Here is a 22554-nt window from a genome sequence, read left to right on the forward strand (position 1 = left end):
CCCCCCCCCCCCCGGCACCGGGATCACCGTTTCACGCAACACCCCGCCGCCCTGGACGCTGCCGCGCACATTGCTGGGCGAGCTCATCTGCGTCAGGCAGTCCTGGCGCGAGGCCGCCGGCAGGCGGTTACAGCGGTCGACCATGTTTTGCTGGTGCTGGCCGGTGCTGCCTTCCTTCAGATTCTGGCGATTGGCTTCATCGCGCGCGGCGCCGGCTTCGCGCATGCACGTGGCGCGATCCTGGTTGGTGTTGCCGCTTTTGCACTTTGCCACGTCCTGCTCGTACTGGGACTGGATGGCGGCGCGGCCGATCGCATCTGCCGCGTGGACCGCGCCCGCGGCCAACATCAAGCCCGCCGCGCAGAGAGACGCTGCCAGGCGTTTGGTATGCATGGGTCGTACGTTCATGGCCACCTCCTTGAAGAGAATTGAACCGTAAGCGGCCAAGACCAGCTGCGCGTCCCGCCGCTTGCTTACAACCACTATCCCACGATGCGGCGTCGGGGACATGTCCAGCAACTTGAATTCGTAAGGTTACGTATCAAGCGCCAAACTCGCGAGGACGCGCGCGCGCGACACCAAACCGGGGCGCGTGGCCCCTGTTCCGCTGCCCGTTGCAGCGCAACATGGCTAGGTGCGTTCACATGCAGTGTCGGTTGTTACCGGTGTCAGCGGGCATCCAGGTCGGCATCGGCCTTGGTCAGCCGGTTGCGATAAGTGGCCGCACGCATCAGCAGCATGGCCGTCACGGGCGACGACACGACCAGCAGCAACGTGATGATCACTTCGTGGAACACCGGGCGCGCGGACAAGGCCGAGAACACCAGGATGGACGCGGTCAGCACGCAGCCGCATCCCAGGGTATTGCCCAGCGTGGGCGCATGGATGCGCGCGTAGAACGTGCGGAACCGCAGCAGGCCGGCCGATCCCGTCAGCGCCAGCAAGCCGCCCAACACCAGCAGAATGCACGCCGGGATGCCGGCCCACAGGGGGATGGCGGTTTCGATCATGGCTCGATCACCTCGCCGCGCAACAGGAAGCGGGCCATCGCGGTGGACCCCACGAATCCGAACAACGCGATCAGCAACGCAATATCGAAATACAGCGACGCGCCGGAGCGGATGCCGAAAACCAGCATGACAAGCATGCCGTTGATGTACAGCGTGTCCAGTGCCAGCACGCGGTCTTGCGCGGTGGGGCCGCGCAAGAGGCGGATGGCGGCGAACACCATGCCCAGCGCGAAACACACCAGGGCAAAGGACGCCGCCCAATACAGTGCGGTATTCATAGTCATTCGAACATCTCCATCAAGGGGCGCTCATAGCGCTCCTGCACGAGCTTGACCCAGTCGTCTTCGTTCTGAAGGTCCAGCACATGCAGCTTCAGGCGGTGGTCGGGTGTCAGATCGACCCAGACCGTGCCCGGGGTATAGGTGACGATGCAAGCCAGCATCGCCAGGCCGTGCGGATCGCGCATGGTCAGCGGGATCATGATGAACCCGGGCGAAAAATCATTCGGGCGCGGATTCAGGATCAGTTTGCCCACCGCGATGTTGGACTTGATGATGTCCTTCGTGACGCGCAGGAACAGCGGCACCGCCTTCCACAGGCGGCGCGGCCGCGCATGCAACGGCCGCAGGCGCGAGGCCGCCCACGTGAACCACAGCGCCAGCGCCGCACCCAGCGCGATCTGGCCGGCGGACAGGCTTTCATTCAGGACCAGCCATAGGACGAACAGGAAAACGGGCAGGAAAAGGAAGTAAAGGCGGCGCATCAGCTTCCTCCCTTGGCGCCGCGGACCGTCTGCGCGGACATGACGGCGTCGATATACGACTTGGGTTGATCCAGTGACCGCGCCGCGTCGTCCAGATAAGCGGATACGGGGCCCGCGCCCGCGGCCAGACCCACGCACAGCAACAGCAACACCGCCACCGGCCCGGCTTCGATCACGCGCAGGCGCGGCGTGCTGCGATCATCGCTTGCCCAGAATACGCGGATGCCGGTGCGGCCCAGGCCCACCAGGCCAGCCAGGCCCGAGACCAGCACCGCGGCCACCAGGATCCATGCGTCCAGCGGGGGCGCGGATTCCGTCGCGGCGGACACGGCGGCCGACAGCAAGGAGAACTTGGCCACGAACCCCGACAGCGGGGGCAGCCCGGTCACCAGCAGCGCGCAGCAGATGAATGCCAGTCCCAGGAACGCCATCGCCGCCGGAATCGCCACGCCGACCACGTCGTCGGACCGGTTCACCGACGCGGGATCGTCAAGGTCGAAGGCGTCCAGCGTCACGGCCAGCACGTTTGCCCCGAAACTGCGCGTGCGCTCGATCAGTTCGGCCAACATGAAGAACGCGCCCGTCGTCAGCACGGAGCTGATCAGGTAGAACAGCGCGGGGCCAGTGAGCGTCACGCCGGGCATGCCCAGCGCCGTCAGCAACGTGCCGGCCGACACGATGACGCAATAGCCCACCATCTTCTCCAACTGCTGGGTCGCCAGCAGCCCCAACGCGCCGAACAGCAGCGTGGCGAGGCCCGCCGCGAACATCCAGTCCAGGCTGAATGCCGCTGGCGCGCCGGACGGCAGCAGCAGCGACCCGATGCGCAGCAACGCATAGATGCCGACCTTCGTCATGATGGAGAACATGGCCGCGATCGGCGCGCCGGCCGAGCCATAGCCCTTCACCAACCAGAAATTCAGCGGCCAGGCGCCGGCCTTCACCAGGAAAGCCACCCCCAGGATGGCGGCGCCGGCTTCGAACAGCATGCGTTCGGCGCCCGTCAGGTTGCCGGCGCGCAAAGCCAGGTCGGCCATGTTCAAGGTGCCGGTCACGCCATAGATCAGCGCGATGCTGATCAGCAGCAGGAACGACGCCACCAGGTTCACGGCGATGTACTGCAGGCCCGCGCTGACGCGCGCCACGCCCGACCCATGCAGCAGCAGCCCGTAGGACGCCGCCAGCAGCACTTCAAAGAACACGAACAAGTTGAACAGGTCGCCTGTGAGGAAGGCGCCGTTCAGGCCCATCAGCAAAAACTGGAAGAGCGAATGGAAGTGGACGCCGGCGCGGTCCCAGCGGGCCAGCGCATACGTCAGCGTCGCCAGGCCCAGCACGGCGGTCAACGTCAGCATGACGGCGGCCAGCCGGTCCACCACCAGCACGATGCCGAACGGCGCGGGCCAATCGCCCACCAGGTAGACGCCGACCCCGCCGGGCCAGACGCCGGGCACGCCGCCGCCGGCCACCGCCAACAGCGCGATCGCGGCGGCCAGCTGGGCCAAGGTGGCGACCATCGAAATCGTGCCGCGCGCGTAGCGGCTGGTGTCGGCCAGCAACAGCATCGCCGCGCCCGCAAGCAGCGGCGTGATGATGGGCAATACAGGAAGGTGTTGAAGCCAGAAACTCAAGATTGGGACTCCCGTCCATCAACGTGGTCGGTACCCGTGAGGCCGCGCGAGGCCAGCAGCACAACCAGGAACAGCGCCGTGGTGGCGAAGCCGATCACGATCGCCGTCAGCACCAGGGCTTGCGGCAGCGGGTCGGCGTACCAGGAAGGGTCATGCGCCATGGCGGAGTCCACCACCGGCGGGCGTCCGGACGTCAGCCGGCCCATGCCGAAGATGAAAAGGTTGACCGCATAGGAAACCAGCGACAGGCCCATGATGAACTGGAAGGTGCGCGGCCGCAGCAGCAGCCAGACGCCCGAACCTGCCAACACGCCGATCGCGACGGCATAGATCAATTCCATCAGGCTTCCCCTGTTTGTGCGGCGGCCGCCTGGATCTCGGCGGCGGCCTTGCGTTGCGCGCGCAGCGATTGGTGGGCCAGCGCCACCAACACCAGCACGGTGGAGCCCACGACCAGCATGTACACGCCCAGGTCGAACAGCAGCACGCTGGACAAATGGACGTGGCCGACCAGCGGCAACGCCACGTCCCAGGCCAGCGCGGCCAGGAACGGCTTGTACGCCAGCCACGCGGTCACGGCCGCGATGCCGGCGGCCAACAGGCCGATCCCGATCCAGTTCTGCGGGTTGAGCCGGCTGCGCGATTCCACCCAGTACACGCCGCCCACCATGTATTGCAGGATGACGGCCGTTGCGAAGATCAGTCCGCCGACAAAGCCGCCGCCGGGCTGATTGTGGCCGCGCAGCAGGAAATACACCGAAATCAGCGCGGCGGTCGGCAGCAAGAGGCGCACCAGCACCGTCGGCACCATCATCGAGCCTTCCGGCAGCAGCGACTTGATGTCCGGCGCCGCCGGCACCCCGCCGTCCTGGTCCTTTTGCTGACGCGGCAGGTCGGCGCTTTCGGCGGCCGGACGGAAGCGGCGCAACAGCGCGTAGACCGTCAGCGCCACAATGCCCAGCACCGTGATCTCGCCAAAGGTATCGAAGCCGCGGAAGTCCACCAGGATCACGTTCACCACATTGGTGCCGCCACCATCGGGCAGCGCGCGATCCACGAAGTAGGAAGAAATCGTGTCGCCCTGCGGGCGCACCAGCACCGCGTACGCCAACGCCGCCATGCCGGTGCCGGCGGCGGTGGCCATCAGCAGGTCGCGAAGACGGCGGCCCCGGGCGCGCAGCGTGGCCTTGAGGGTTTCTTCGTCGTCCTTCGCGATCCGGCGAGGTAGCCAGCGCAGGCCCAGCAGCAGCAGCACCACGGTAACGACTTCAACGGAAAGTTGGGTCAGCGCCAGGTCGGGCGCGGAAAACCACACGAAGGTCAGGCAAGTGATCAAGCCCGCCCCACCCGCCAGCGCCAATGACGCCAGGCGGTGGTATTTGGCCTGATAGGCCGCGCCCAGCGCGCAAGCCCCGCCCACCAGCCACAACAACGCGAAAGCCGGGTCGACCGGCGCCATGCGGCCCGTGCCTTCCAGCCAGCCGCCGGCGCGCAGGGGCAGCCACGCCACGAACAGCGTGCCCAGCACGATCAGCAGCATCTGCACTTGCAGGCGCGACGACGCCACCCACCGCAGCAACCAGGCGGCCGCGACGCTGGAGCCGTCCAACAGCGATTCGAACGTGCGGCGGCCATCCAGACGGTAGATGAACGGCACGCGCCCCGGGTTGGCCCGCTGATGCACGCGCAGCACCAGGTACAGCAACACCCCGGCCGCGGTGGCGACCAGGCTCATCACCAGGGGCAGGTTCAGGCCGTGCCAGACGGCCAGGCTGTATTCCGGCATGTTGTCGCCCAGGATGCTCTGCGCCGCGGTCGCCAGGAACGGGCCGACCGTCAGGCCGGGCAACACCCCCACCAGCAGGCACATGAACACCAGCAGCGCGCTGGGGAACAGCATCCAGCGCGGCGGCTCGTGCGGGGCGCGTGGCAGGTCGGTGGCCGGGGGGCCGAAGAACACTTGCAGGATGAAACGCAATGAGTAGGCCACGCTGAAGGCGCCCGCGATCGTGGCCATCAGCGGCAGGCCGATCTGAATCAGGCTGTCGCCGCTGACGAAGGTGGTCTCGGCGAAGAACATTTCTTTGGACAGGAAACCGTTCAACAACGGCACCCCCGCCATCGAAGCCGCGGCCACCATTGCCAGCGTGGCGGTGATCGGCATGGCTTTGTACAGGCCGGACAGCCGGCTCAGGTCGCGGGTGCCGGTTTCGTGGTCGACGACCCCCGCCGCCATGAACAGCGACGCCTTGAACGTGGCATGGTTGATCATGTGGAAGATGGCGGCCACCAGCGCCAGTTCGCTGTTCAACCCCAACAACAGCGTGATCAGGCCCAGATGGCTGATCGTGGAATAGGCCAGCACGCCCTTCATGTCTTGCTGGAAGATGGCGGCATATGCGCCCAATACCAGCGTGATCAGTCCTGCGCCGCCGATGATCCAGAACCACTCGTCGGTTCCCGACAGCACTGGCCAGAAACGCGCCAACAGGAATACCCCTGCCTTCACCATGGTGGCCGAATGCAGGTAGGCGGACACGGGCGTGGGCGCCGCCATCGCGTTGGGCAGCCAGAAATGGAACGGGAATTGCGCGCTTTTGGTCAGGGCGCCAAGCGCCACCAGCACCAGCACGGCCGGGTACCAGGGATCGGCGCGCACAAGGTCGCCCGCCGCCAGTACGCGGTCCATGTCATAGCTGCCGACGATATGGCCCAGGATCAGCACCCCGGCCAGCAAGCAGAGCCCGCCCGCGCCGGTCACCGTCAGTGCCATGCGCGCGCCCCGGCGGGCATCCAGGCGGTGATGCCAATAAGCGATCAGCATGAACGACGCCAGGCTGGTCATTTCCCAGAACATCACCAGTTGGATCAGGTTGCCGGACAGCACCACGCCCAGCATGGCGGCCATGAAGGCCTGGAAGAACGAGAAAAAGCGCGGCACCGGGTCTTCCGGTGACATGTAATAGCGCGCATACAGGACCACCAGCGCACCCATGCCGGAGACGATCAGCGCGAACAGCCAGGCGTAGCCGTCCATGCGTAAAGTGAATTGCAGACCCAGGGCGGGCGCCCACGGCATGTCGAACCGGACCACGCCGCCATTGGCGACTTCCGGGTACAGGCTGGCAATCAGAACCACACAGGCCAGGGCGATCAGACCGGCCAACCACGCCTCGGCATTGCGGGCGTTCGAAGGCAGCAGCGCGGCGCACAGGCTGCCGGCAAACGGCAGAGCGAGGATCAGGATCAGCGACATGGCGTTCCGAGAATGTCCGGGCCCCCTCCCGCTGGCACGTGGCGGCGAGAGACGAAACAGACCGGGGATTGAAAAACGGACGGAACCCTGGCCCGGTGCGTCGCTGCACTACACGTTGCCCCGCGGGGACATCAACCAACGCCCCATTGAACGGCGCAGACAGAAACAAACGCAACAGCTTTCTTGCAAGACCGGGCAAGAATCTCATCCGAAAAATATCAGATTCTTGTAAGTTATGCAGAGATTTATGCATGTACCCGTCTAATGACAGCACGATGACTGCGCAATGATTGCGCAATGACAGGGAATTGGCAGACGTTCATGTTGTTGTCAGACATGAGATTTTCGTCGATCTGTCGCGATCTTCGGACATTGGTCCGTCCCCAGAAAAATTATTTTCGCATGGGGCAGGGAGAATCCTGAGTTGACCGTAGGGGGATTCCTGTGTGGAATGGCGCCCACGAAGCGTCGGCAAGGCCAGCATCCCGGCAACGCGCGCTTCACCGACGCCGGCCCAAGAAGCCGGCCGGCTCGGAACAACAAAATATGGAGAAGACTCTTGACCGTGCTGTCTCATGCCAAGGCCGTTCTGGCCGCCGCCATCGCAGGCGTCTGCTTTAGTTCCGGCGCCCAGGCCGCCGACCCCTACCCCAACAAGCCCATCCGCCTGATCGTCCCCTTCGCCGCCGGCGGCACGACCGACATCGTGGCCCGCATCGTGGCCGAAGGCCTGGGCCGTGAGCTCGGCCAGGCCGTCGTGGTGGAAAACCGCGGCGGCGGCGGTGGCTCGATCGGCGCCGATGCGTTGGTGCGCTCGGCGCCCGACGGCTACACGCTGGGCGTGGCCACGGTCAGCACCATGGCTACGAATCCGGCCACCAACCCGAAGAACCCCTATAACCCGATCAAGGACTTCACGCCGATCACCAACCTGGTGAACGTGCCGAACGTGCTGACGGTCAACCCGGCCGTGCCTGCCAAGTCGCTGGCCGAGTTCATCACGCTGCTGAAGGCCAACCCGGGCAAGTACAGCTACGCGTCGTCGGGCGCCGGCGGCATCGGCCACCTGGACGGCGAATTGTTCAAGTCGCTGACCAAGACCGACATGGTCCACGTTCCGTATCGCGGGTCGGGTCCGGCCCTGAACGACGTGATTGCCGGCCAGGTCAACGCCCAGTTCGACAACCTGCCCTCGTCCATGCCCCACATCCAGGCCGGCAAGCTGCGCGCCCTGGCCGTGGCCGCGCCCAAGCGCCTGCCCGCCCTGCCCGCCGTTCCGACCTTCAAGGAAGGCGGCCTGCCCGAAATGGACAACATGGCCTGGTACGGACTGGTGGCGCCCGCCGGCACGCCGCAAGCCGTGGTCGATCGCGTCCACGACGCCGCCGTAAAGGCGCTGAAAGACCCGAAGATCGTCAAGCGCCTGGCGGATGGCGGGTCGTTGGTGGACGGCAACACGCCCGCCGAGTACGCCGCACAGATCAAGCGTGAACTGGAGCTGCGCCAGCGCATCGCCAAGGAACGCAACATCGTGTCGACGAACTGATTCCGACCTTGGGGCAAGGCCGCGCCTTCAGATGGGCCGGCCTTGCCCACTTGACTACGATCGCGCGGGTGTTAGCATCTGGCCCCGTGCGATCCGATTTTTCCCCCATCCCCCCCGCTGCCTGCGTCCTTTGCGCCCTGCGCTCGACTCTGTTGAGCTCGCAGGAAGTCGCCGCGCGTTCCGCCTACGCGCGCTCCAAGCCCGGCTAATCGCCCGGCGCTTCCGCTTCTCCCCCCACCTGTTCCGGCCCGCCGCCGGTGGCCTGTGCACATCCCGCGCAGGCGCCGTCCGTCCGAGCCGGCGAACGCCCTGCCGCGTGGCCGGGTGTTCGCGCCCGACTCTTCGCCGCCCGCCATCGCCGCCGGCGGCCGCGCCACGCAACGATCACGCCTTAAGCGCCATGCAACTTACCAAGAAATTCGTCAAAGCCAAGAACCCCTGCGCGGGCGGCTACAAATGGTTCATCCGCGACCACAACGGACAGGGGGATTACCAGGCCGTGCTTGACGCGCTGGTCGCCGACGGCCGCGTCAGCGACGCATGCTGGCTGCTGGACCAGTTCGGCCCCACCGATGCCGTGCTGAAGCTGGACGCCGTCGATGCCAATGCCATCGTGTTCGCTGGCACGCTGGAGGTCCGCATGGGCATCAACGTGGACAGCGTCGTGCGCGCCGGCCGCAGCATCGTCACCGGCGGCGGCATCCGGGCAGGCGAAACAATCATGGCGGGCGAGAACATCACCGCGGCCGCCACCATCGCCAGCGGCGGCGACCTGCGCGCGGGCGGCGACATTTCGGCCGACTGGGGCATTGAAGCCGCTACTCGCCTGGACTGCGCGGGCAACGTGCGCGCCAAGTGGGACATCTGCGCAGGCCAGGACCTGGCGGTGACGGGCCATCTGCATGCCGGCCAGGACGTGCAGACGCAAGGCGCCATCAAATGCGGCCAAGGCATCAAGACCGGCGGCGATGTGCGGGCAGACAAGGAAATCAATGCGGCCTGCGGCATCCAGGCCGGCGGCGACATTCAGTGCGGTGACCATCTGGCATCCGGCTGGGGCATGATTGCCGGCGGGGACATCCGCGCCGACGGCTCGATCCGCGCCGGCGAAGGCCTGCAGGCCGAGGGCACGATTCAGGCCGGCGACGGCCACGGCGTCTACGCCGGGCTGAGCGTCCGGCTGGACGCCTGGCCCGTCTGCGCCCGCGTATCGGCGCGGACGCGCCCCGCCCAACTTGTCAGTGGTCACTGGGTTGGGCAGGACGCAGCCGAAGACGGCGACGCGGCGCCGGGCGCTACACAGCCGTCCTGGCACCCGAAGGCTTATCCCGCGCTGGCTTGACGGCGGCCGCCGGATGGCGCAATACCAGCATCAGCCCAAGCAGGATCGCCCCCATGCCCGCCAGGCTGAGCATGGACAGACGGTTGCCCAGGATCAGGTAGTCCAGCGCCGCGGTGCCAGCCGGCACCAGGTAGAACAGACTGGTGACGTTGACGAGGTTGCCGGCCTGGATCATGCGGTAGAACAGCAGCGTCGCCCCCACCGAGATCACAAGCCCCATCCAGACCAGGGGCAACACGAACCCCACGGTCCAGTCGGCCCGGATCGGTTGGAACGGCACGAACAGCAGGCATAGCGCCAGGCTGACCGCATACTGCAGCGGCATGACGTCCATGGGCGCCTGCTTGACGCGCTTTTGCAGGATGGCGCCCGCGGTCATGCTGGCCAGCGCGGCAAAGGCGAATGCCATGCCCGCCACGGAGAAGCGCGCCATGCCGATGCTTTGGTACACCACCATCACCAGGCCGCACAGCGCCAGGAACAGCCCGGCCAGCCGCGCGGGCGAATAGCGCCGTTCCATCATCGCCAGCGTCAGGATGGGTTGCGCGCCCAGCAGCGTGGCCAGTACCCCTGGCGTAATGCCATGGTCCAGCGCCAGCAGATAGCAAATGGAATAGCTGCCAATCAGCAGCAGCCCCGTCAACGCCACGGTGACCCGTGTGCCCGGCTTGGGCAGCCAGCGCTTGCGCCACAAGCAGATCGCCAGCAGCACGGTCAGGGCCAGGATGAAGCGCAGCAGCAGGAAGCCGAACGCCGAGGCGTGCGACAGCCCCCATTTGGCGAAGATCGCGCCGCCGCTCCACAGCAGCACGAACAAGGTAGTGGAGCCGTAGGCGGTCCACGTGGATCGATCAAAAGACATGAGTTTCACCTGTCAGGGTAAGAACAGGCTCCCGCCCTGCGCGCGCGCCATTGGCGGCGAGCGCGCACCGATCAACCGCGCGAGACGGACGCGATACGCGTCAACGGATCAAGCGGACTGAGGGAAAAGGAAGGGAGCGTCGGTTTGGCGGTTAGCCGAACACGACCGCCGAAGGCGGGTAGGCGCCCGAGACACCGCCGGAAGGCGGCGAGACAGGCGGCGATACCCCAGCCGAAACGACGGCGGAGATGACAGGGGAAACAACAGGAGAGATGACACCGGCATGCCCGGACCGCCCGCGCGCACGACGGCCGGCTGCGGAGGCAGCGGCGCAAGCATCGGCGAAGGGCATGGAATGAGGCATTTGCGTAGCCTAGCGTTCCGCCCTTGCCTCGTCAAGCGGATCGCGTCAGGAACCGCCGATCCGCCGCTGCTCGACCCCCATGTCCCGCCATGCATCGCCGTGGCAGGTGAACATCAGGATCTGGTGACGCGTGGCGGCATCGAACAGCGCCCGCTTCATGAAATCGCGCCGCGCATCGTCGGTGTGGACAAGCGCGTCGTCCAGCACCAGCAGCGTGGGCCGTCCGGCTTCGCGCAGCAGGTCGGCATACGCGAACCGGGCCAGGATGCCCAGTTGCTCGCGCGTGCCGAAACTCAGTGCTTCAAGCAGGTCTTCGCCATCGCCGCGGCGCAACGCAGTGGGCAGCAGCGCGTCGTCCAGGCGCAACGCGGCCTCGGGAAACAGCAAGGCCAGATAGTGGTTCAAGCGCCGCGCCAAGGGCGCCTGCAGCCGTTGGGTGGCGGCGGCGCGCTTGTCGGTCAGCAAGGTCAATAACAGTTCCAGCGCGGCCGCGCGGCGCGTGAAGTCATCGCGGCGGCGCGCCAGCCGTTCGCACGCGGCAGCGGACTCGGACAACCGTTCACCCAAGCCCTGAGCGCCCGCCTGGTCCAGCTTGCCTTGCAACTGCAGGATCTCGCCGTGGCGCTTGTGTTGCGCTTCGCGTTCGATGGCGGCCGACTTCTCATAGCGCTGCACGTCTTGCTCGACCAGTTCGGGCCGGTGCGCGGCCAACGCCCCCTGCGCCTCGCGCACGCGACGCTCCAGCTCGTCGTAGCCGCTACGCACTTCGGCCAGCCGGCCTGCGCGCGCCTGCCGTTGCGCCGCACGCTCGGGCGATTGCAATTCGGCGCGTCGGGCCGCCGCCTGGCCTTCCAGCAATTGCGCGCGGGCGCTGTCCGCGTCCAGCGCGCGCTGAGCGGCGGCCAACGACGCGTCGGCCTGTGTGGCCACCGCCTCGGCTTCGCGCAGCGCTTGCACCGCGGCGGGAAGATCGTCTTGATCCGGCGCCATGCCCGTCATCGGCGGCAGCTTGGCCAGCCGCTCCTGTAAAGGCACGCGCCGGGCCAACGCGTCGTCGCGCTGCCCACGCAGCACATCCACGCCCTTGGGCGCATGGATGGCCAGCGTCTTGCGCATGCCGTCCAGCTCGCGCTGCAATGCCGTAAACCGCGCGTGGCGCTGTTCGGCATCGGCCAATGCCGTCACGCCCAGGCGTTCCAGCAAGGCGGCCCAGGCGGCCTGCACGCCGGCAAGTTCGCGTTGCAGCGCCGGCAGATCCTGGCCGCCCGGCTCGATGCGAAAGCGCCCGACGCCCGGCAGGTCCAGTTCGGCGGCGGACGTCAGCAGAACTTGGTCCGCCCCTGCCAGCGGCCGCCCATCCAACGTCGCCGCCCGCCCCGCTTCCAACTGGTACGACAGCCGCGTGGCGATGGCTTGCTGGCGGAGCTGCAGGTTGGCCAGTTCGCGCTCGCTTTTGCGCAGCGCATCGATATCCGCATCCGCGATCTCGATGCGCAAGGCTTCCGCCTTCAGCGTCGAGCCTTGCTCGATGAGCGTGGTGACGGCTTTCAGCGCGTCGTCCAGCCGCTGCACTTCGGCATTCAATTGCGCCAGTTGCCGTTCCAGGTCGCCGCGGTCGGCAACGGCTTGAGCCGCGGCCACACGCAAGCGGGCCGCGTCGACCGCCGCCACATGGATTTCGCGCTGTTCCCGGGCGCGGGCCAGCGGCGCTTGCGCCGCCTCGACCCGGCCACGGGCGGCCTGGGCTTCCTGGACCAGCGCCTGATAATCGGATTCATCCTGCTGGTCGCGGCGTACCTGATCCTGCAGCAGGGTCAGCGTCTGCGCGGCCTGGCTTTGCTCGCGCCGCAAGCCCTCGAAGGCTTCGCGTTCCTTCGCCAGCGCGGCCAGCCGGGCCCGGGCCTCGACGGCCTTGGTCTCGAAGTCCTTCCAGGGTTGGTCGGTTTGCGCGCGCTCGTGGTCGCGGCGCAATTCCGCCAGACGGTCCACATCGGTATTGAGCTGGGCCATGGCCTGCGCGCAGTCGTCCCGTTCGGCGATGGCGCGCGCCAAGGCGTCCTCGGCATCTTTGTAGGCGCCCTTGGGGCGGCCATTACGGGCATCCAGCAAGGCAGCGCGCTCGGAGGACACCCGCTCGAACAGCCGGTCGCCGTCGCTGGCCGCGAGTTCGCCGGATAGCTGTGTAAGGGCTTCGCGCAGATGGGGGCCCGCATGGCCCGCGGCCTCTTGCAGATTGTGCCCATCACCCTGCTGGATCCACAGCAGGCCGGGAATGCCAGCCAGGTCGGGCTTGCTTTGGCCGCGCCCGGGCAGTTCGAATCCCAGCAAGGCGGCCAGCGCATTTTCGGCTTCCTCGCCGTCCAGCCGTTGCGCGCCATCATCGATCAGCAGCTCGCAACGGGCGCGCGACAGGAATTGTTTTTTCAGCACATAGGAATGATCCGCGTGCGTGAATGCCAGTTCGACCGAGGGCCGCGCGCCGGATTCCCCACGCGGGGCCAGGTCGGCGACCTTGCTGGTGCTGTAGCGTTCCAGGAACGCCGCGCGGATGGCGGAGGCCACCGTGCTCTTGCCAGCCTCGTTGGCGCCGACGAACAGGTTCAAGCCGTCTTGCAGTCCGTCCAGCACCATCGGCTGACGGAATTTGCGGAATTCTTCAAGCGCGATACGCGAGAGCTTCATTTGACGCCCCCCTGCGTGGCGCTTTCTCGCTGGAACCGCAGCAACAGCCGCAGCGCTTCGCCCGCCACCGCGGATTGCGCGGCATCGGCCTGCAAGGCCTGCAATTGCGCCGCCACTTCGCCGACGTAACCGCTGGCCCCCAGCTCGGCCAGATCGGCCAGGTCGGGTTCCAGTTGCAAGCCGGACAGGTCCGGCAGCAAGGCCCGCACTTGCGCAGCCGCTTGATCCACCGCGCGTTGCAGCGCGTCCCAGGTCTCCAGGTTGACATGCCCCTGCACGTCCAGGCGCAGCACGTCTTCGGCGCGAAGCGCCGCCAGCCGTTCGGCCAACGCCTGCGCGTCGGTCGGCAGGCTGACGGTTTCGGTCCAGGCGGACCAGCGGTACTTGCCCGTGGCCACGCGTTCAACCACGGGCTCGGCGCCCGGGCCGTCGATGCGCACATCCAGCACGTAGCCCGGTTCATTGCCACGAAAACGGTCTTGTTCCGGGGTGCCGGCGTACCAGGTGCGCGCGTCGATGGACAGGCAGCCATGCCAATCGCCCAGCGCCAGGTAATCCAACCCTGCACGTGCCGCGCGGTCGGGGGCGATGGGGTTCGTAGCGTCGATGGTGTCGGGCAGGCGGCCCGCGACGCTGCCATGGGCCAGGCCAACGCGCACGCGGCCGGGTGCCGTCTCAAGCGTGTCGAAAGCCTGCGTCACATCGTCATAGGTGTGGCGCTGCGTGAGCGGCGCGGCCAGCACCGCCAGGTTGATGGCGGGCAAGTCCACGGCGCGGGTGCGCAACGGCACCTGCACATTGGCGGGAATACAGCCCAGCTGCATCGCGCGGCTCCAGACGCTATCGGCCAACGCGGCATCGTGGTTGCCGGCAATCATTACCCAGGGGCCGGCGTAAGCCGCCATGGCGGCGAACAGCCGGCGGATCGTGCGATCCGACACGCCTTGCGTGTCGAATACGTCGCCGGCCACCAGCACGGCGTCCACGCCACGTTCCGTGGCAAGCGCCGCGATGCGCCCCACGACGTCAAAACGGGCCTCGGCCAGCAAGGCGGCGTCGTCGGTGTCGAATTGGCCGTACTGACGGCCGATCTGCCAATCGGCGGTATGCAGGAAATGGATCATGGGCCGATTTTGGCACAAGCCGCGCGGTTCAAAACAAACAACGGCCCTGCCTGCATGTTGCGCAGGGAGGGCCGTTGCGGGCTTGGCTTTTGGCCGATGCCCGATAAGCGGCGCGGCGGTGGCGAGAGCGCCGGATCAGGCGCGGTTGCCGTCCAGCACCAGCGGCGTGCGGGACGCTCCGCGGCGGTCATAGCGCGACAGGTCCAGCCCATCGGTGCGGATCGCCGGGCGCTGGCCCATGACCTGATCCGCCACCAGCTTGCCGGAGCCGCACGCCATGGTCCAACCCAGCGTGCCGTGGCCGGTATTCAGGAAGAGATTGTCGTAGCGGGTCGGGCCAACGACGGGCGTGCTGTCCGGCGTCATCGGGCGCAAACCCGTCCAGAACTCGGCCTGGGCAACGTGGCCACTGTCCGGGAACAGGTCGTTGACGACCAATTCCAGCGTCTTTCTGCGCGCGTCCTTCAGGCGCAGGTCGAAACCCGACAGTTCCGCCATGCCACCCACGCGGATGCGGTCGTCGAAACGCGTCACGGCGATCTTGTAGGTTTCGTCCAGAATGGTCGATACCGGGGCGGCGGCCTCGTCCTTCAGCGGAATGGTCAGCGAATAGCCTTTGACCGGATACACGGGCAGGTCCAGGCCCAGCGGTTCCAGGAAGCCGCGGGTGTAGCTGCCGAAGGCGGCCACGTAGCGGTCGGCCGTCAGGACCTGGCCGCCCACGCGCACGCCCGTGATCTGGCCGCCCACGGTGTTCAAGCCGGACACGGTCTGGTTGTAGCGGAAGTCCACGCCCAGCGCCGCGGCCATCTCGGCCAGCCGGGTCGTGAACAGGCGGCAGTCGCCGGTTTCGTCGTTCGGCAGGCGCAAGCCGCCGGCCAGCTTGTGGATCGAGCGCGCCAGGGCGGGCTCGACCGTCACCAGGCGGTTGCGGTCCAGCAGTTCGTAGGGCACGCCCACTTCTTCCAGCACGGTGATGTCGCGGCGGGCAGCTTCCAGTTGGGCCTCGGTACGGAACAGCTGCAACGTGCCACGCGTGCGCTCTTCATAATGAATACCGGTGGACGCGCGGAGTTCGCGCAGGCAATCCCGGCTGTACTCGGCCAGGCGCAGCATGCGTTCCTTGTTGACCGAATAGCGGTGGGCCGAGCAGTTGGCCAGCATCGCCGCCATCCACTTCAGTTGGTACAGGCTGCCGTCCAGCCGGATCGCCAGCGGCGCGTGCTTCTGGAACAGCCACTTGATGGCCTTCAAGGGAATGCCGGGCGCGGCCCAGGGCGTGGAATAGCCCGGCGACACCTGGCCAGCGTTCGCGTAGCTGGTTTCCTGGGCGGCGGCCGGCTGGCGGTCCAGGACCGTCACCCGGGCGCCCTGACGGGCCAGGTAGTACGCGGTCGTGGTGCCAATAACGCCGCTGCCGAGGACGATGACATGCATGATTCTTTCCGTATTTGGATGTAGACAGTATTTTCGGTAGTCTAAGAGCCTCCAGGCAGTGAAAAGCACTGATTATTTATGTTTGCCAGTGCTTTTCTCGGGCCCAACCCTGTTTTTTGATCGCCAAAAGTGAAATGCGCGACCTCGACCGAATCGACCTGAAAATCCTGGATATCCTGCAGCGCGAAGGCCGCATTTCGGTCACCGAATTGGCCGATCGGGTGAGCCTGTCCGCCACCCCCTGCTCGGACCGGGTCAAACGCATGGAGCGCGAAGGCGTCATCACGGGTTACCATGCGCGCGTCAACCCGGCCGCGTTGGGCAAGAACCTGCTCGTCTTCCTGGAAATCAAGCTGTCGGCCAAATCCGGCGATGTCTTCGACAAGGTCAAGAAAGAGCTGCTGTATGTGCCCGAAGTCATGGAATGCCATCTGGTTTCCGGCGACTTCGACTATCTGGTGAAGGCGCGCCTGACCGAAATGAACGAATACCGCCGCCTGCTGGGCGAAATCCTCAAACGACTGCCCGCCTCCGCGGAATCGCGCAGCTACGTGGTCATGGAGGAAATCAAGGAAAGCCTGTACCTGCCCGTCGATCGATAGGCGGTGCACGGCGTTGCAAGGGGGCCCTGCCCTTGATAGCCCCGAAGAGATGCGGTTTATTACCGAATCCGCACGCGCCGGCTGCTATGCTGGCGGCCCTCCGACCCGCGCCGGCAAGCCTGGTCAGACCCTAATTCTTTACGACTGCTTATGAATCGTCTCTATAAATACTTCTTCCGCGGCCTGATCACCGTCCTGCCGCTGGCCTTGACCCTCTATCTGCTGTACATCTTCCTGGCCTGGACGGAAGCCGTGGCGCTGACCTTCCTGCGCCCCTTCATCGGCGGCTTCTACGTGCCGGGCATGGGTCTGGCGCTGGGCATCCTGGGCATTCTGGCTATCGGCTACCTGGTCTCGAAACAGCGCGTACAGCGTTTCCTGACCGTGGTTGAAATGCCGTTCACCAACCTGCCCGTGGTCAAGAGCATCTATTCGTCCTTGAAGAGCTTTGCCGACTATTTCTCGCCCAGCTCGAAGAACACCGCGCAGCAGGTCGTGATTCTGCGCGTGCCGGGCCAGCAGCTGGAACTGGTGGGCCTTGTCACCCGCCGCAGCGTGGAAGGGCTGCCCGAAGGGTTCACCCAGGGCGACCGCGTAGCCGTCTACCTGCCGATGGGCTATATGATTGGCGGCTACACCGTGTTCGTACCGCAGGACTGGGTGCAACCGATCCAGATGTCGGTCGAAGAAGCCATGCGCTCGTCCCTGATCGCCTGGATGGCGCGCGCGGAAAGCGCCCCGCGCCCCGCGGCCCCCACCGTGCCCGAAGCGCCGCCAGCCACGCCCGACAACACGGGCGGCGGCGGCCCCGCCTGACACGGCCCGACGCCCGGGCCCACGCGCCCCGGCGCTGATCGCTTCCCCAACTGAATCCACGCACGCCCTCCATGCCCATCATCGAATTCACGCTTGCCGACGGCAGCCCCTACATTGAAGTCAATCAACTGCTGAAAGCCACCGGCGTCTGTGACAGCGGCGGCGCCGGCAAGATGATGGTCGCGGACGGCCTGGTCAGCGTGGGCGGCGTCATCGAAACCCGCAAGACCGCCAAGATCCGCGGCGGCCAGATCGTCACCTGCGGCGACGTCCGCATCGTGGTGCGCGCCGCCGATACGGCCGCCGACAACGCCTGACCCCTGCCCCGCCCGACACCGCAACGCCGCGAGCCACCATGAAACTCAAGATGTCCCAGAACTCGATCTTCGCCGTCCTGCTGCGCTCGCCGTGGTGGATGAGCGCTGGCGTGGCCGTGCTGCTGTGCGTGGGGGGGTTCGCCGCCCTGCCGCCGGACTTCGCGGCGATGGGCGTCTTTGCGGCGGTGCCGTTCGCGGTCATTTCCATCATGGCCGCCTACAAACAGCTGCGGGCGCCCTCCGACACCCGCGTGCAGGCGGTGGCGGAAGCCGCAGCCGCCATGTCCTGGGCCGACTTCGCCAACACGGTCGAAGCGGGTTTCAAGCGCGACGGTTGCGAGGTGCAGCGCCTGCAGACGCCCGGCGCCGACTTCGCGCTCAGCAAGGACGGCCATGTGGCCATCGTCAGCGCCAAACGCTGGAAAGCGGCCCGCGTGGGCGTCGATCCGCTACGCGAATTGCAGGCGGCGCGCGAAAAACGCGGCGCCCGCGAAGCGATCTATATCGCGCTGGGCGACGTGTCCGACAACGCGTGGCAGTACGCAAAGTCGCAAGGCGTATCGCTGATGACGGCGCCTGAACTGGCCAAGCTTCTGCGCGACCTGAAAGTCTGATCGCCGCCAGCGGGCGTCACACCACCATCACGGAACTGGCCGCGATCACGCGCCATTGGCCGGACGCCGCGTCCGGCGCCCAGGTGCGCATGAATCGAAACATGCCGTTGGCCGGCACGCCGTTATAGCTGCCCGAGATCCGGGCCTGCACCGACACGATGGCGCATTCCGCGCGCGGCAGAATATTCAGTTCAGAGAATTCCAGCCCATGGATCTTCAGCATGCCCGACCGGTGCGCGTCCAGATCGTCTTCCCGGGTGAAGCTCCAGCCCATATGGTTGGTGTACAGCAGCGCCGGATCCAGCAAGCGCTCCAGCGCCTCAACGTCGGAAGCCAGCATCGCCTGGCGCAATTCCTCTTCGGCGGCTTGAATCCGCCCTGCTATCGTTTGGCCCATCGTCTTTGCCTTCGCGGGATATCAACGCCGGCATTCTATTCCGACACGAGGCGTCGTGCTTTGTTGCCAAACTCCCGACCGGCGTTCGCGGGCTTACGATTAAATGCCAGTCCAGCTGCACCCGCCGGCTTCCCTGGCCTCGCCGAGAATCTTCCATGACCTACCGTATCCTTGCCGACCTGGTCCTCGTCGCGCACGGCCTCTTCGTCGCCTTCGTCATGTTCGGCGGCCTGCTGGCATTGTGGCGCCCCCGCATCGCGTACTGGCACTTGCCGGCGCTGGCCTGGGGCGCCATGGTGATCGGCATGGGCTGGATCTGCCCGCTGACCCCGCTTGAGGTGTCGCTGCGGCAACAGGCCGGCCAGCAGGGATACGCCGGCGGTTTCATCGAACACTATGTGCTGGGGCTGATCTACCCCGAAGGCATCACCCGGACGACGCAGATCGTGCTTGCCGCGCTGCTGATCGTGGGCAATATCGTGGTGTACACGTTATGGGCGCGGCGGCGCCGGCGCAACTTTTCCCAAGGATCCGACGCATGACCTCCCTTCCCGACCCCAGCCAGATGATCCGCGCCTACGACGCCGAAGGCCGCGAGATCCGCATCACCCGCGAGCAATGGCGCGACAACGTGCTGCCGGGCGCCATCGAACAGGACTGGAACGATGCCGACCGCCTGGCCGGCCTGGTCATCCAGTCGCTTAACGACGGCTTCATCGACGAGATGGTCCGCCCCGCCGAACGGCTGGCGGAACTGGACCGGAACGCCGAACGCGCGGTGGTGCTGCAAGCCATCGTCTACATGAAGCAGGGCCGGCTGGACGACAGCGAAGGCGTACTGCGGGCGTTCTGCGCGCAACACGGCGAAACCGGCATCGTGCTGACCAATCTGGCCAAAGTCCATGCCGAACGCGATGACGAAGCCAACGCGCTCGACACGCTGTGGCGCGCGCTGCAATTGGACCCCAACCAGGACAACGGCCTGGGCTGGTTCGAGGCCATCCACCGCGATGTCGGCGGCGACGCGGCGGGCATCGCGGCGATGCGCAAGGTCGCCGCGCTACCCGGCAGTTGGCGCGCGCGACTGTGGCTGGCACGCGGGGAACTCGGTTCGCACAACTACGCGGGCGCGCTCGCGCTGTACCGCGAAGCGCTGTCATATGCAGGGCAACCCACGCCCGCCGACCTGCTGATGCAAATGAGCGGCGACCTGGGCAATGCCGGCCGCATCGCCGACATCCTGGAATTGGCCGGCCCCCGGTTTCAGGCGCAGACCCATGGCCTGCCAGTGGGCAACAACCTGGTCAAAGCCAACCTGCACATGGGCAGGCTGGATGACGCCCAACATATCCTGGACCAGTTGCGCGCGCTGAACCGTCCCGACTGGCAAGAGACCCTGGCGTATTGGGACAATGAACTGGCGCAGGCCCGCCCCGGTGGCGCCGCCCCCCGCGGCAATGGCTGAAGCCGGATCGGCCGCGACGGGCGCGGCCTGGCTGAACAGCCCGCCGGCTAGAGGCCGCGCGCGATGACCAGCCGCTGGATATCGCTGGTGCCCTCGTAGATCTGGCACACGCGCACATCGCGGTAGATGCGTTCGACCGGGAAATCCTTCAGATAGCCGTAGCCGCCCAGCGTCTGGATGGCGGCCGAGCAAACCTTTTCGGCCATCTCGGAGGCAAACAGCTTGGCCATCGACGCCTCGGTCAATGCCGGCCTGCCCGCTTCGCGCAATGCCGCGGCATGCAGCACCATCTGGCGCGCCGCATGAATCTGGGTCGCCATGTCGGCCAACCGGAACGAGACGGCCTGGTGTTCCATGATGGGCTTGCCGAAGGCCTGGCGGTCGCGGGCGTAATCGCGCGCGCATTCGAACGCCGCGCGCGCCATGCCCACGGATTGCGAGGCGATGCCGATGCGCCCGCCTTCCAGGTTGGACAGCGCGATCTTGTAGCCCTCGCCCTCGGCGCCCAGCCGATACGCAGCGGGGATGCGCATATCCTCGAAGGCGATCTGGCAGGTGTCCGAGGCGTGCTGGCCCAGCTTGTCCTCCACCCGCAGTACCTGGTACCCCGGAGTATCCGTCGGCACGATGAACGCTGAAATGCCGCGCTTGCCGGCGTCGGGGTCCGTCACCGCGAAAACGATCACTGTCTGGCCGCTTTTGCCCGACGTGATGAATTGCTTGGCGCCGTTCAGGATGTAGTTGTCGCCGTCACGGCGCGCGCGGGTGTGCAGGCTGCTGGCATCAGACCCCGCCTGCGGCTCCGTCAGGGCGAAACCGCCAATGTGTTCGCCCGTGGCCAGCGGCCGCAGGAACTGCTCTTTCTGCGCATCCGTGCCGAACTTCAGGATGGGCATGCAGGCGACCGAATTGTGCACGCTCATGATGGTGGAACACGCGCCGTTGCCTGCGGCGATTTCCTCCAGCGCCACGGCATACGACACGTAGCCGCTGGCGTTGCCCTCCCATTCCTCCGGCACGAGCATGCCGAAGAAGCCCAGTTGCGCCATCTCCTGGATGGCGTCGGCAGGATAGTGATGTTCGCGGTCCCAGCGTTCGGCGTTGGGCGCCAGCCGTTCCGCGGCGAAGCGGCGCGCCATTTCCTGAATGCTGAGCTGTTCTTCCGTCAACAACATGCTTTTCGTCTCCTGGGATGCAAGGCGGGCTGGCGCGGGATGGGCGCCGCCCGTTTTGTTTTTTGCACGGCCGCAGCGGGTTCGCGGGCGTGGCATGGCATCGAGAATACACCGCCGGTCGGCTTGGGCGGCATCGGGAGATTCGCGCATTGCGACATAAAGAACTTGATAAGTTGCTTGAAATCCTGAATTCGATTTATCATGCAACTTACCAAGTATCTTGATCAGCCTGAACAGGAATCTCCCTATGCTTTACGACGCCATCATCGTGGGCGGCAGCTTTGCCGGCCTGTCCGCCGCCATGCAACTGGCCCGCGCCCGCCGGCGCATTCTGGTGATCGACGGCGGCCTGCCCCGCAACCGGTTCGCCGTGCACGCACACGGCTTCCTGGGCCAGGACGGCAAGCCGCCCCGCGACATCCTGTTGGAAGCACGCGACCAGTTGGCGCAATACCCCACTGTCAAATTCCTGGACGGCCAGGCGGTCGGCGCATGCGAACACGCGGGCCAGTTGCACGTGACGATGGCCGACGGACACGAAGTCCAGGGCAGGCGCCTGATCCTGGCGATCGGACTACGCGACGAATTGCCCGCGATGGCCGGGCTGCAGGAACGCTGGGGGCAGACCGTGCTGCATTGCCCCTACTGCCACGGCTATGAAATGGCCGGCCGCCCGTTGGGCGTGATGGCCGCCCATCCGCTGTCGGCGCATCAGGCGATGCTGCTGCCGGACTGGGGGCCCACCACGTATTTCACGCAAGGCGAATTCGAGCCCGATGCGGAACAGGCGGCCCGATTGGAAAAGCGCGGTGTGCGCATCGAACGCACGCCCATCGTCGAACTCATGGGCACGGCGCCCGCGCTGGACGCCGTCAAACTCGCCGATGGGCGGCGCATGGCGGTGCACGCGCTGTTCGTGGCCAGCAAGACCCATATGGCCAGCCCCTTGGCGATGCAACTGGGCTGCGCGTTCGACGACGGCCCAATGGGCCCGGTGATCCGCAGCGACGAATTCAGGCAGACGACGGTGGCGGGCGTTTACGCCACGGGCGACGCCGCCATCCCGATGAGCAACGCGACGCTTGCCAGCGCATCCGGGGTAATGGCCGGTGTGTGCGTGCACCGCTCGCTGGTGATGGAATAGGCGATAG

The 22554-nt window shown here is 66.4% G+C and carries 22 protein-coding genes; 9 read left to right on the forward strand and 13 right to left on the reverse strand.

The genetic code is table 11. The annotated features are described in order from the left end of the window. The 7 genes from ACE039_RS19460 to ACE039_RS19490 all read right to left on the reverse strand — a co-directional run. Window positions 1–408: hypothetical protein (locus ACE039_RS19460; protein WP_485823118.1), on the reverse strand; the 408-nt coding region annotated here is incomplete at its 3' end. Window positions 409–668: 260 nt separating this feature from the next. After that, the gene (gene mnhG, locus ACE039_RS19465; RefSeq protein ID WP_105556872.1) at window positions 669–1010 is read right to left on the reverse strand and encodes a monovalent cation/H(+) antiporter subunit G; all 342 of its coding nucleotides are present in this window, start codon (window positions 1008–1010) and stop codon (window positions 669–671) included. Continuing rightward, entirely contained in the window at window positions 1007–1288 is a 282-nt protein-coding gene (locus ACE039_RS19470) for a K+/H+ antiporter subunit F (protein WP_105556871.1), read from the reverse strand. The genes mnhG and ACE039_RS19470 overlap by 4 nt, the downstream gene beginning before the upstream one ends. 2 nt (window positions 1289–1290) lie before the next feature. Continuing rightward, window positions 1291–1773: a Na+/H+ antiporter subunit E gene (locus ACE039_RS19475; RefSeq protein ID WP_105556870.1), complete on the reverse strand. Its 483-nt coding sequence runs from the start codon at window positions 1771–1773 to the stop codon at window positions 1291–1293. Then, window positions 1773–3404, reverse strand: coding sequence for a monovalent cation/H+ antiporter subunit D (locus tag ACE039_RS19480; RefSeq protein WP_310028935.1), 1632 nt, complete (start codon window positions 3402–3404; stop codon window positions 1773–1775). Before ACE039_RS19480 ends, ACE039_RS19475 begins: the two co-directional genes overlap by 1 nt. Beyond that, window positions 3401–3745: a Na+/H+ antiporter subunit C gene (locus tag ACE039_RS19485; RefSeq protein WP_059270785.1), complete on the reverse strand. Its 345-nt coding sequence runs from the start codon at window positions 3743–3745 to the stop codon at window positions 3401–3403. Before ACE039_RS19485 ends, ACE039_RS19480 begins: the two co-directional genes overlap by 4 nt. Then, window positions 3745–6660, reverse strand: coding sequence for a monovalent cation/H+ antiporter subunit A (locus tag ACE039_RS19490; protein ID WP_485823119.1), 2916 nt, complete (start codon window positions 6658–6660; stop codon window positions 3745–3747). Before ACE039_RS19490 ends, ACE039_RS19485 begins: the two co-directional genes overlap by 1 nt. A 559-nt stretch (window positions 6661–7219) precedes the next feature. On the opposite strand from ACE039_RS19490, the gene ACE039_RS19495 reads away from it, so the two are divergent. Further along, window positions 7220–8206 (forward strand): tripartite tricarboxylate transporter substrate binding protein BugE, encoded by a 987-nt coding sequence (locus ACE039_RS19495; protein ID WP_485823120.1) that lies wholly within the window; start codon window positions 7220–7222, stop codon window positions 8204–8206. Window positions 8207–8606: 400 nt separating this feature from the next. Further along, window positions 8607–9548, forward strand: coding sequence for a hypothetical protein (locus ACE039_RS19500; protein WP_485823121.1), 942 nt, complete (start codon window positions 8607–8609; stop codon window positions 9546–9548). Here ACE039_RS19500 and ACE039_RS19505 read toward each other — a convergent pair. The 4 genes from ACE039_RS19505 to ACE039_RS19520 form a co-directional block, all read right to left on the reverse strand. Continuing rightward, window positions 9502–10410 carry a DMT family transporter gene (locus ACE039_RS19505; protein WP_485823122.1) on the reverse strand — a complete coding sequence of 303 codons (909 nt, stop codon included), beginning with the start codon at window positions 10408–10410 and terminating at the stop codon, window positions 9502–9504. The two genes, ACE039_RS19500 and ACE039_RS19505, sit on opposite strands and share 47 nt — an antisense overlap. Window positions 10411–10819: 409 nt before the next feature. Next, window positions 10820–13456, reverse strand: a complete 2637-nt coding sequence (locus ACE039_RS19510; protein ID WP_485823123.1) for an AAA family ATPase — start codon at window positions 13454–13456, stop codon at window positions 10820–10822. Next, the gene (locus ACE039_RS19515) at window positions 13453–14580 is read right to left on the reverse strand and encodes a metallophosphoesterase family protein (protein WP_485823124.1); all 1128 of its coding nucleotides are present in this window, start codon (window positions 14578–14580) and stop codon (window positions 13453–13455) included. The genes ACE039_RS19510 and ACE039_RS19515 overlap by 4 nt, the downstream gene beginning before the upstream one ends. A 135-nt stretch (window positions 14581–14715) precedes the next feature. Next, window positions 14716–16017, reverse strand: coding sequence for a D-amino acid dehydrogenase (locus ACE039_RS19520; RefSeq protein ID WP_448708603.1), 1302 nt, complete (start codon window positions 16015–16017; stop codon window positions 14716–14718). Window positions 16018–16151: 134 nt separating this feature from the next. On the opposite strand from ACE039_RS19520, the gene ACE039_RS19525 reads away from it, so the two are divergent. The 4 genes from ACE039_RS19525 (at window position 16152) to ACE039_RS19540 (ending at window position 18366) form a co-directional block, all read left to right on the forward strand. After that, window positions 16152–16619 carry a winged helix-turn-helix transcriptional regulator gene (locus tag ACE039_RS19525; protein WP_310028954.1) on the forward strand — a complete coding sequence of 156 codons (468 nt, stop codon included), beginning with the start codon at window positions 16152–16154 and terminating at the stop codon, window positions 16617–16619. Window positions 16620–16769: 150 nt separating this feature from the next. Then, window positions 16770–17435 (forward strand): DUF502 domain-containing protein, encoded by a 666-nt coding sequence (locus tag ACE039_RS19530; protein WP_485811204.1) that lies wholly within the window; start codon window positions 16770–16772, stop codon window positions 17433–17435. 71 nt (window positions 17436–17506) lie between these two features. Then, a complete protein-coding gene (locus tag ACE039_RS19535) occupies window positions 17507–17752 on the forward strand; it encodes an RNA-binding S4 domain-containing protein (RefSeq protein ID WP_310028957.1) in 246 nt (81 codons plus the stop codon). 38 nt (window positions 17753–17790) lie between these two features. Then, window positions 17791–18366: a restriction endonuclease gene (locus ACE039_RS19540; protein WP_310028959.1), complete on the forward strand. Its 576-nt coding sequence runs from the start codon at window positions 17791–17793 to the stop codon at window positions 18364–18366. A gap of 16 nt (window positions 18367–18382) precedes the next feature. Here the strand turns inward: ACE039_RS19540 and ACE039_RS19545 are convergent, their stop codons facing one another. Further along, window positions 18383–18763 carry a nuclear transport factor 2 family protein gene (locus tag ACE039_RS19545; RefSeq protein ID WP_310028962.1) on the reverse strand — a complete coding sequence of 127 codons (381 nt, stop codon included), beginning with the start codon at window positions 18761–18763 and terminating at the stop codon, window positions 18383–18385. A gap of 155 nt (window positions 18764–18918) precedes the next feature. On the opposite strand from ACE039_RS19545, the gene ACE039_RS19550 reads away from it, so the two are divergent. After that, window positions 18919–19305 carry a DUF2784 domain-containing protein gene (locus ACE039_RS19550; protein WP_105556857.1) on the forward strand — a complete coding sequence of 129 codons (387 nt, stop codon included), beginning with the start codon at window positions 18919–18921 and terminating at the stop codon, window positions 19303–19305. Continuing rightward, the gene (locus tag ACE039_RS19555) at window positions 19302–20228 is read left to right on the forward strand and encodes a tetratricopeptide repeat protein (protein WP_485823125.1); all 927 of its coding nucleotides are present in this window, start codon (window positions 19302–19304) and stop codon (window positions 20226–20228) included. The genes ACE039_RS19550 and ACE039_RS19555 overlap by 4 nt, the downstream gene beginning before the upstream one ends. Window positions 20229–20275: 47 nt before the next feature. Here ACE039_RS19555 and ACE039_RS19560 read toward each other — a convergent pair whose 3' ends face one another. Further along, window positions 20276–21403 carry an acyl-CoA dehydrogenase family protein gene (locus ACE039_RS19560; RefSeq protein WP_448708883.1) on the reverse strand — a complete coding sequence of 376 codons (1128 nt, stop codon included), beginning with the start codon at window positions 21401–21403 and terminating at the stop codon, window positions 20276–20278. Window positions 21404–21650: 247 nt separating this feature from the next. Between ACE039_RS19560 and ACE039_RS19565 the strand changes: the two genes are divergently transcribed. After that, window positions 21651–22547 carry an NAD(P)/FAD-dependent oxidoreductase gene (locus ACE039_RS19565; protein WP_485823126.1) on the forward strand — a complete coding sequence of 299 codons (897 nt, stop codon included), beginning with the start codon at window positions 21651–21653 and terminating at the stop codon, window positions 22545–22547. Window positions 22548–22554: the final 7 nt, after the last annotated feature.

The organism is Achromobacter maghribensis (genome assembly GCF_057334215.1).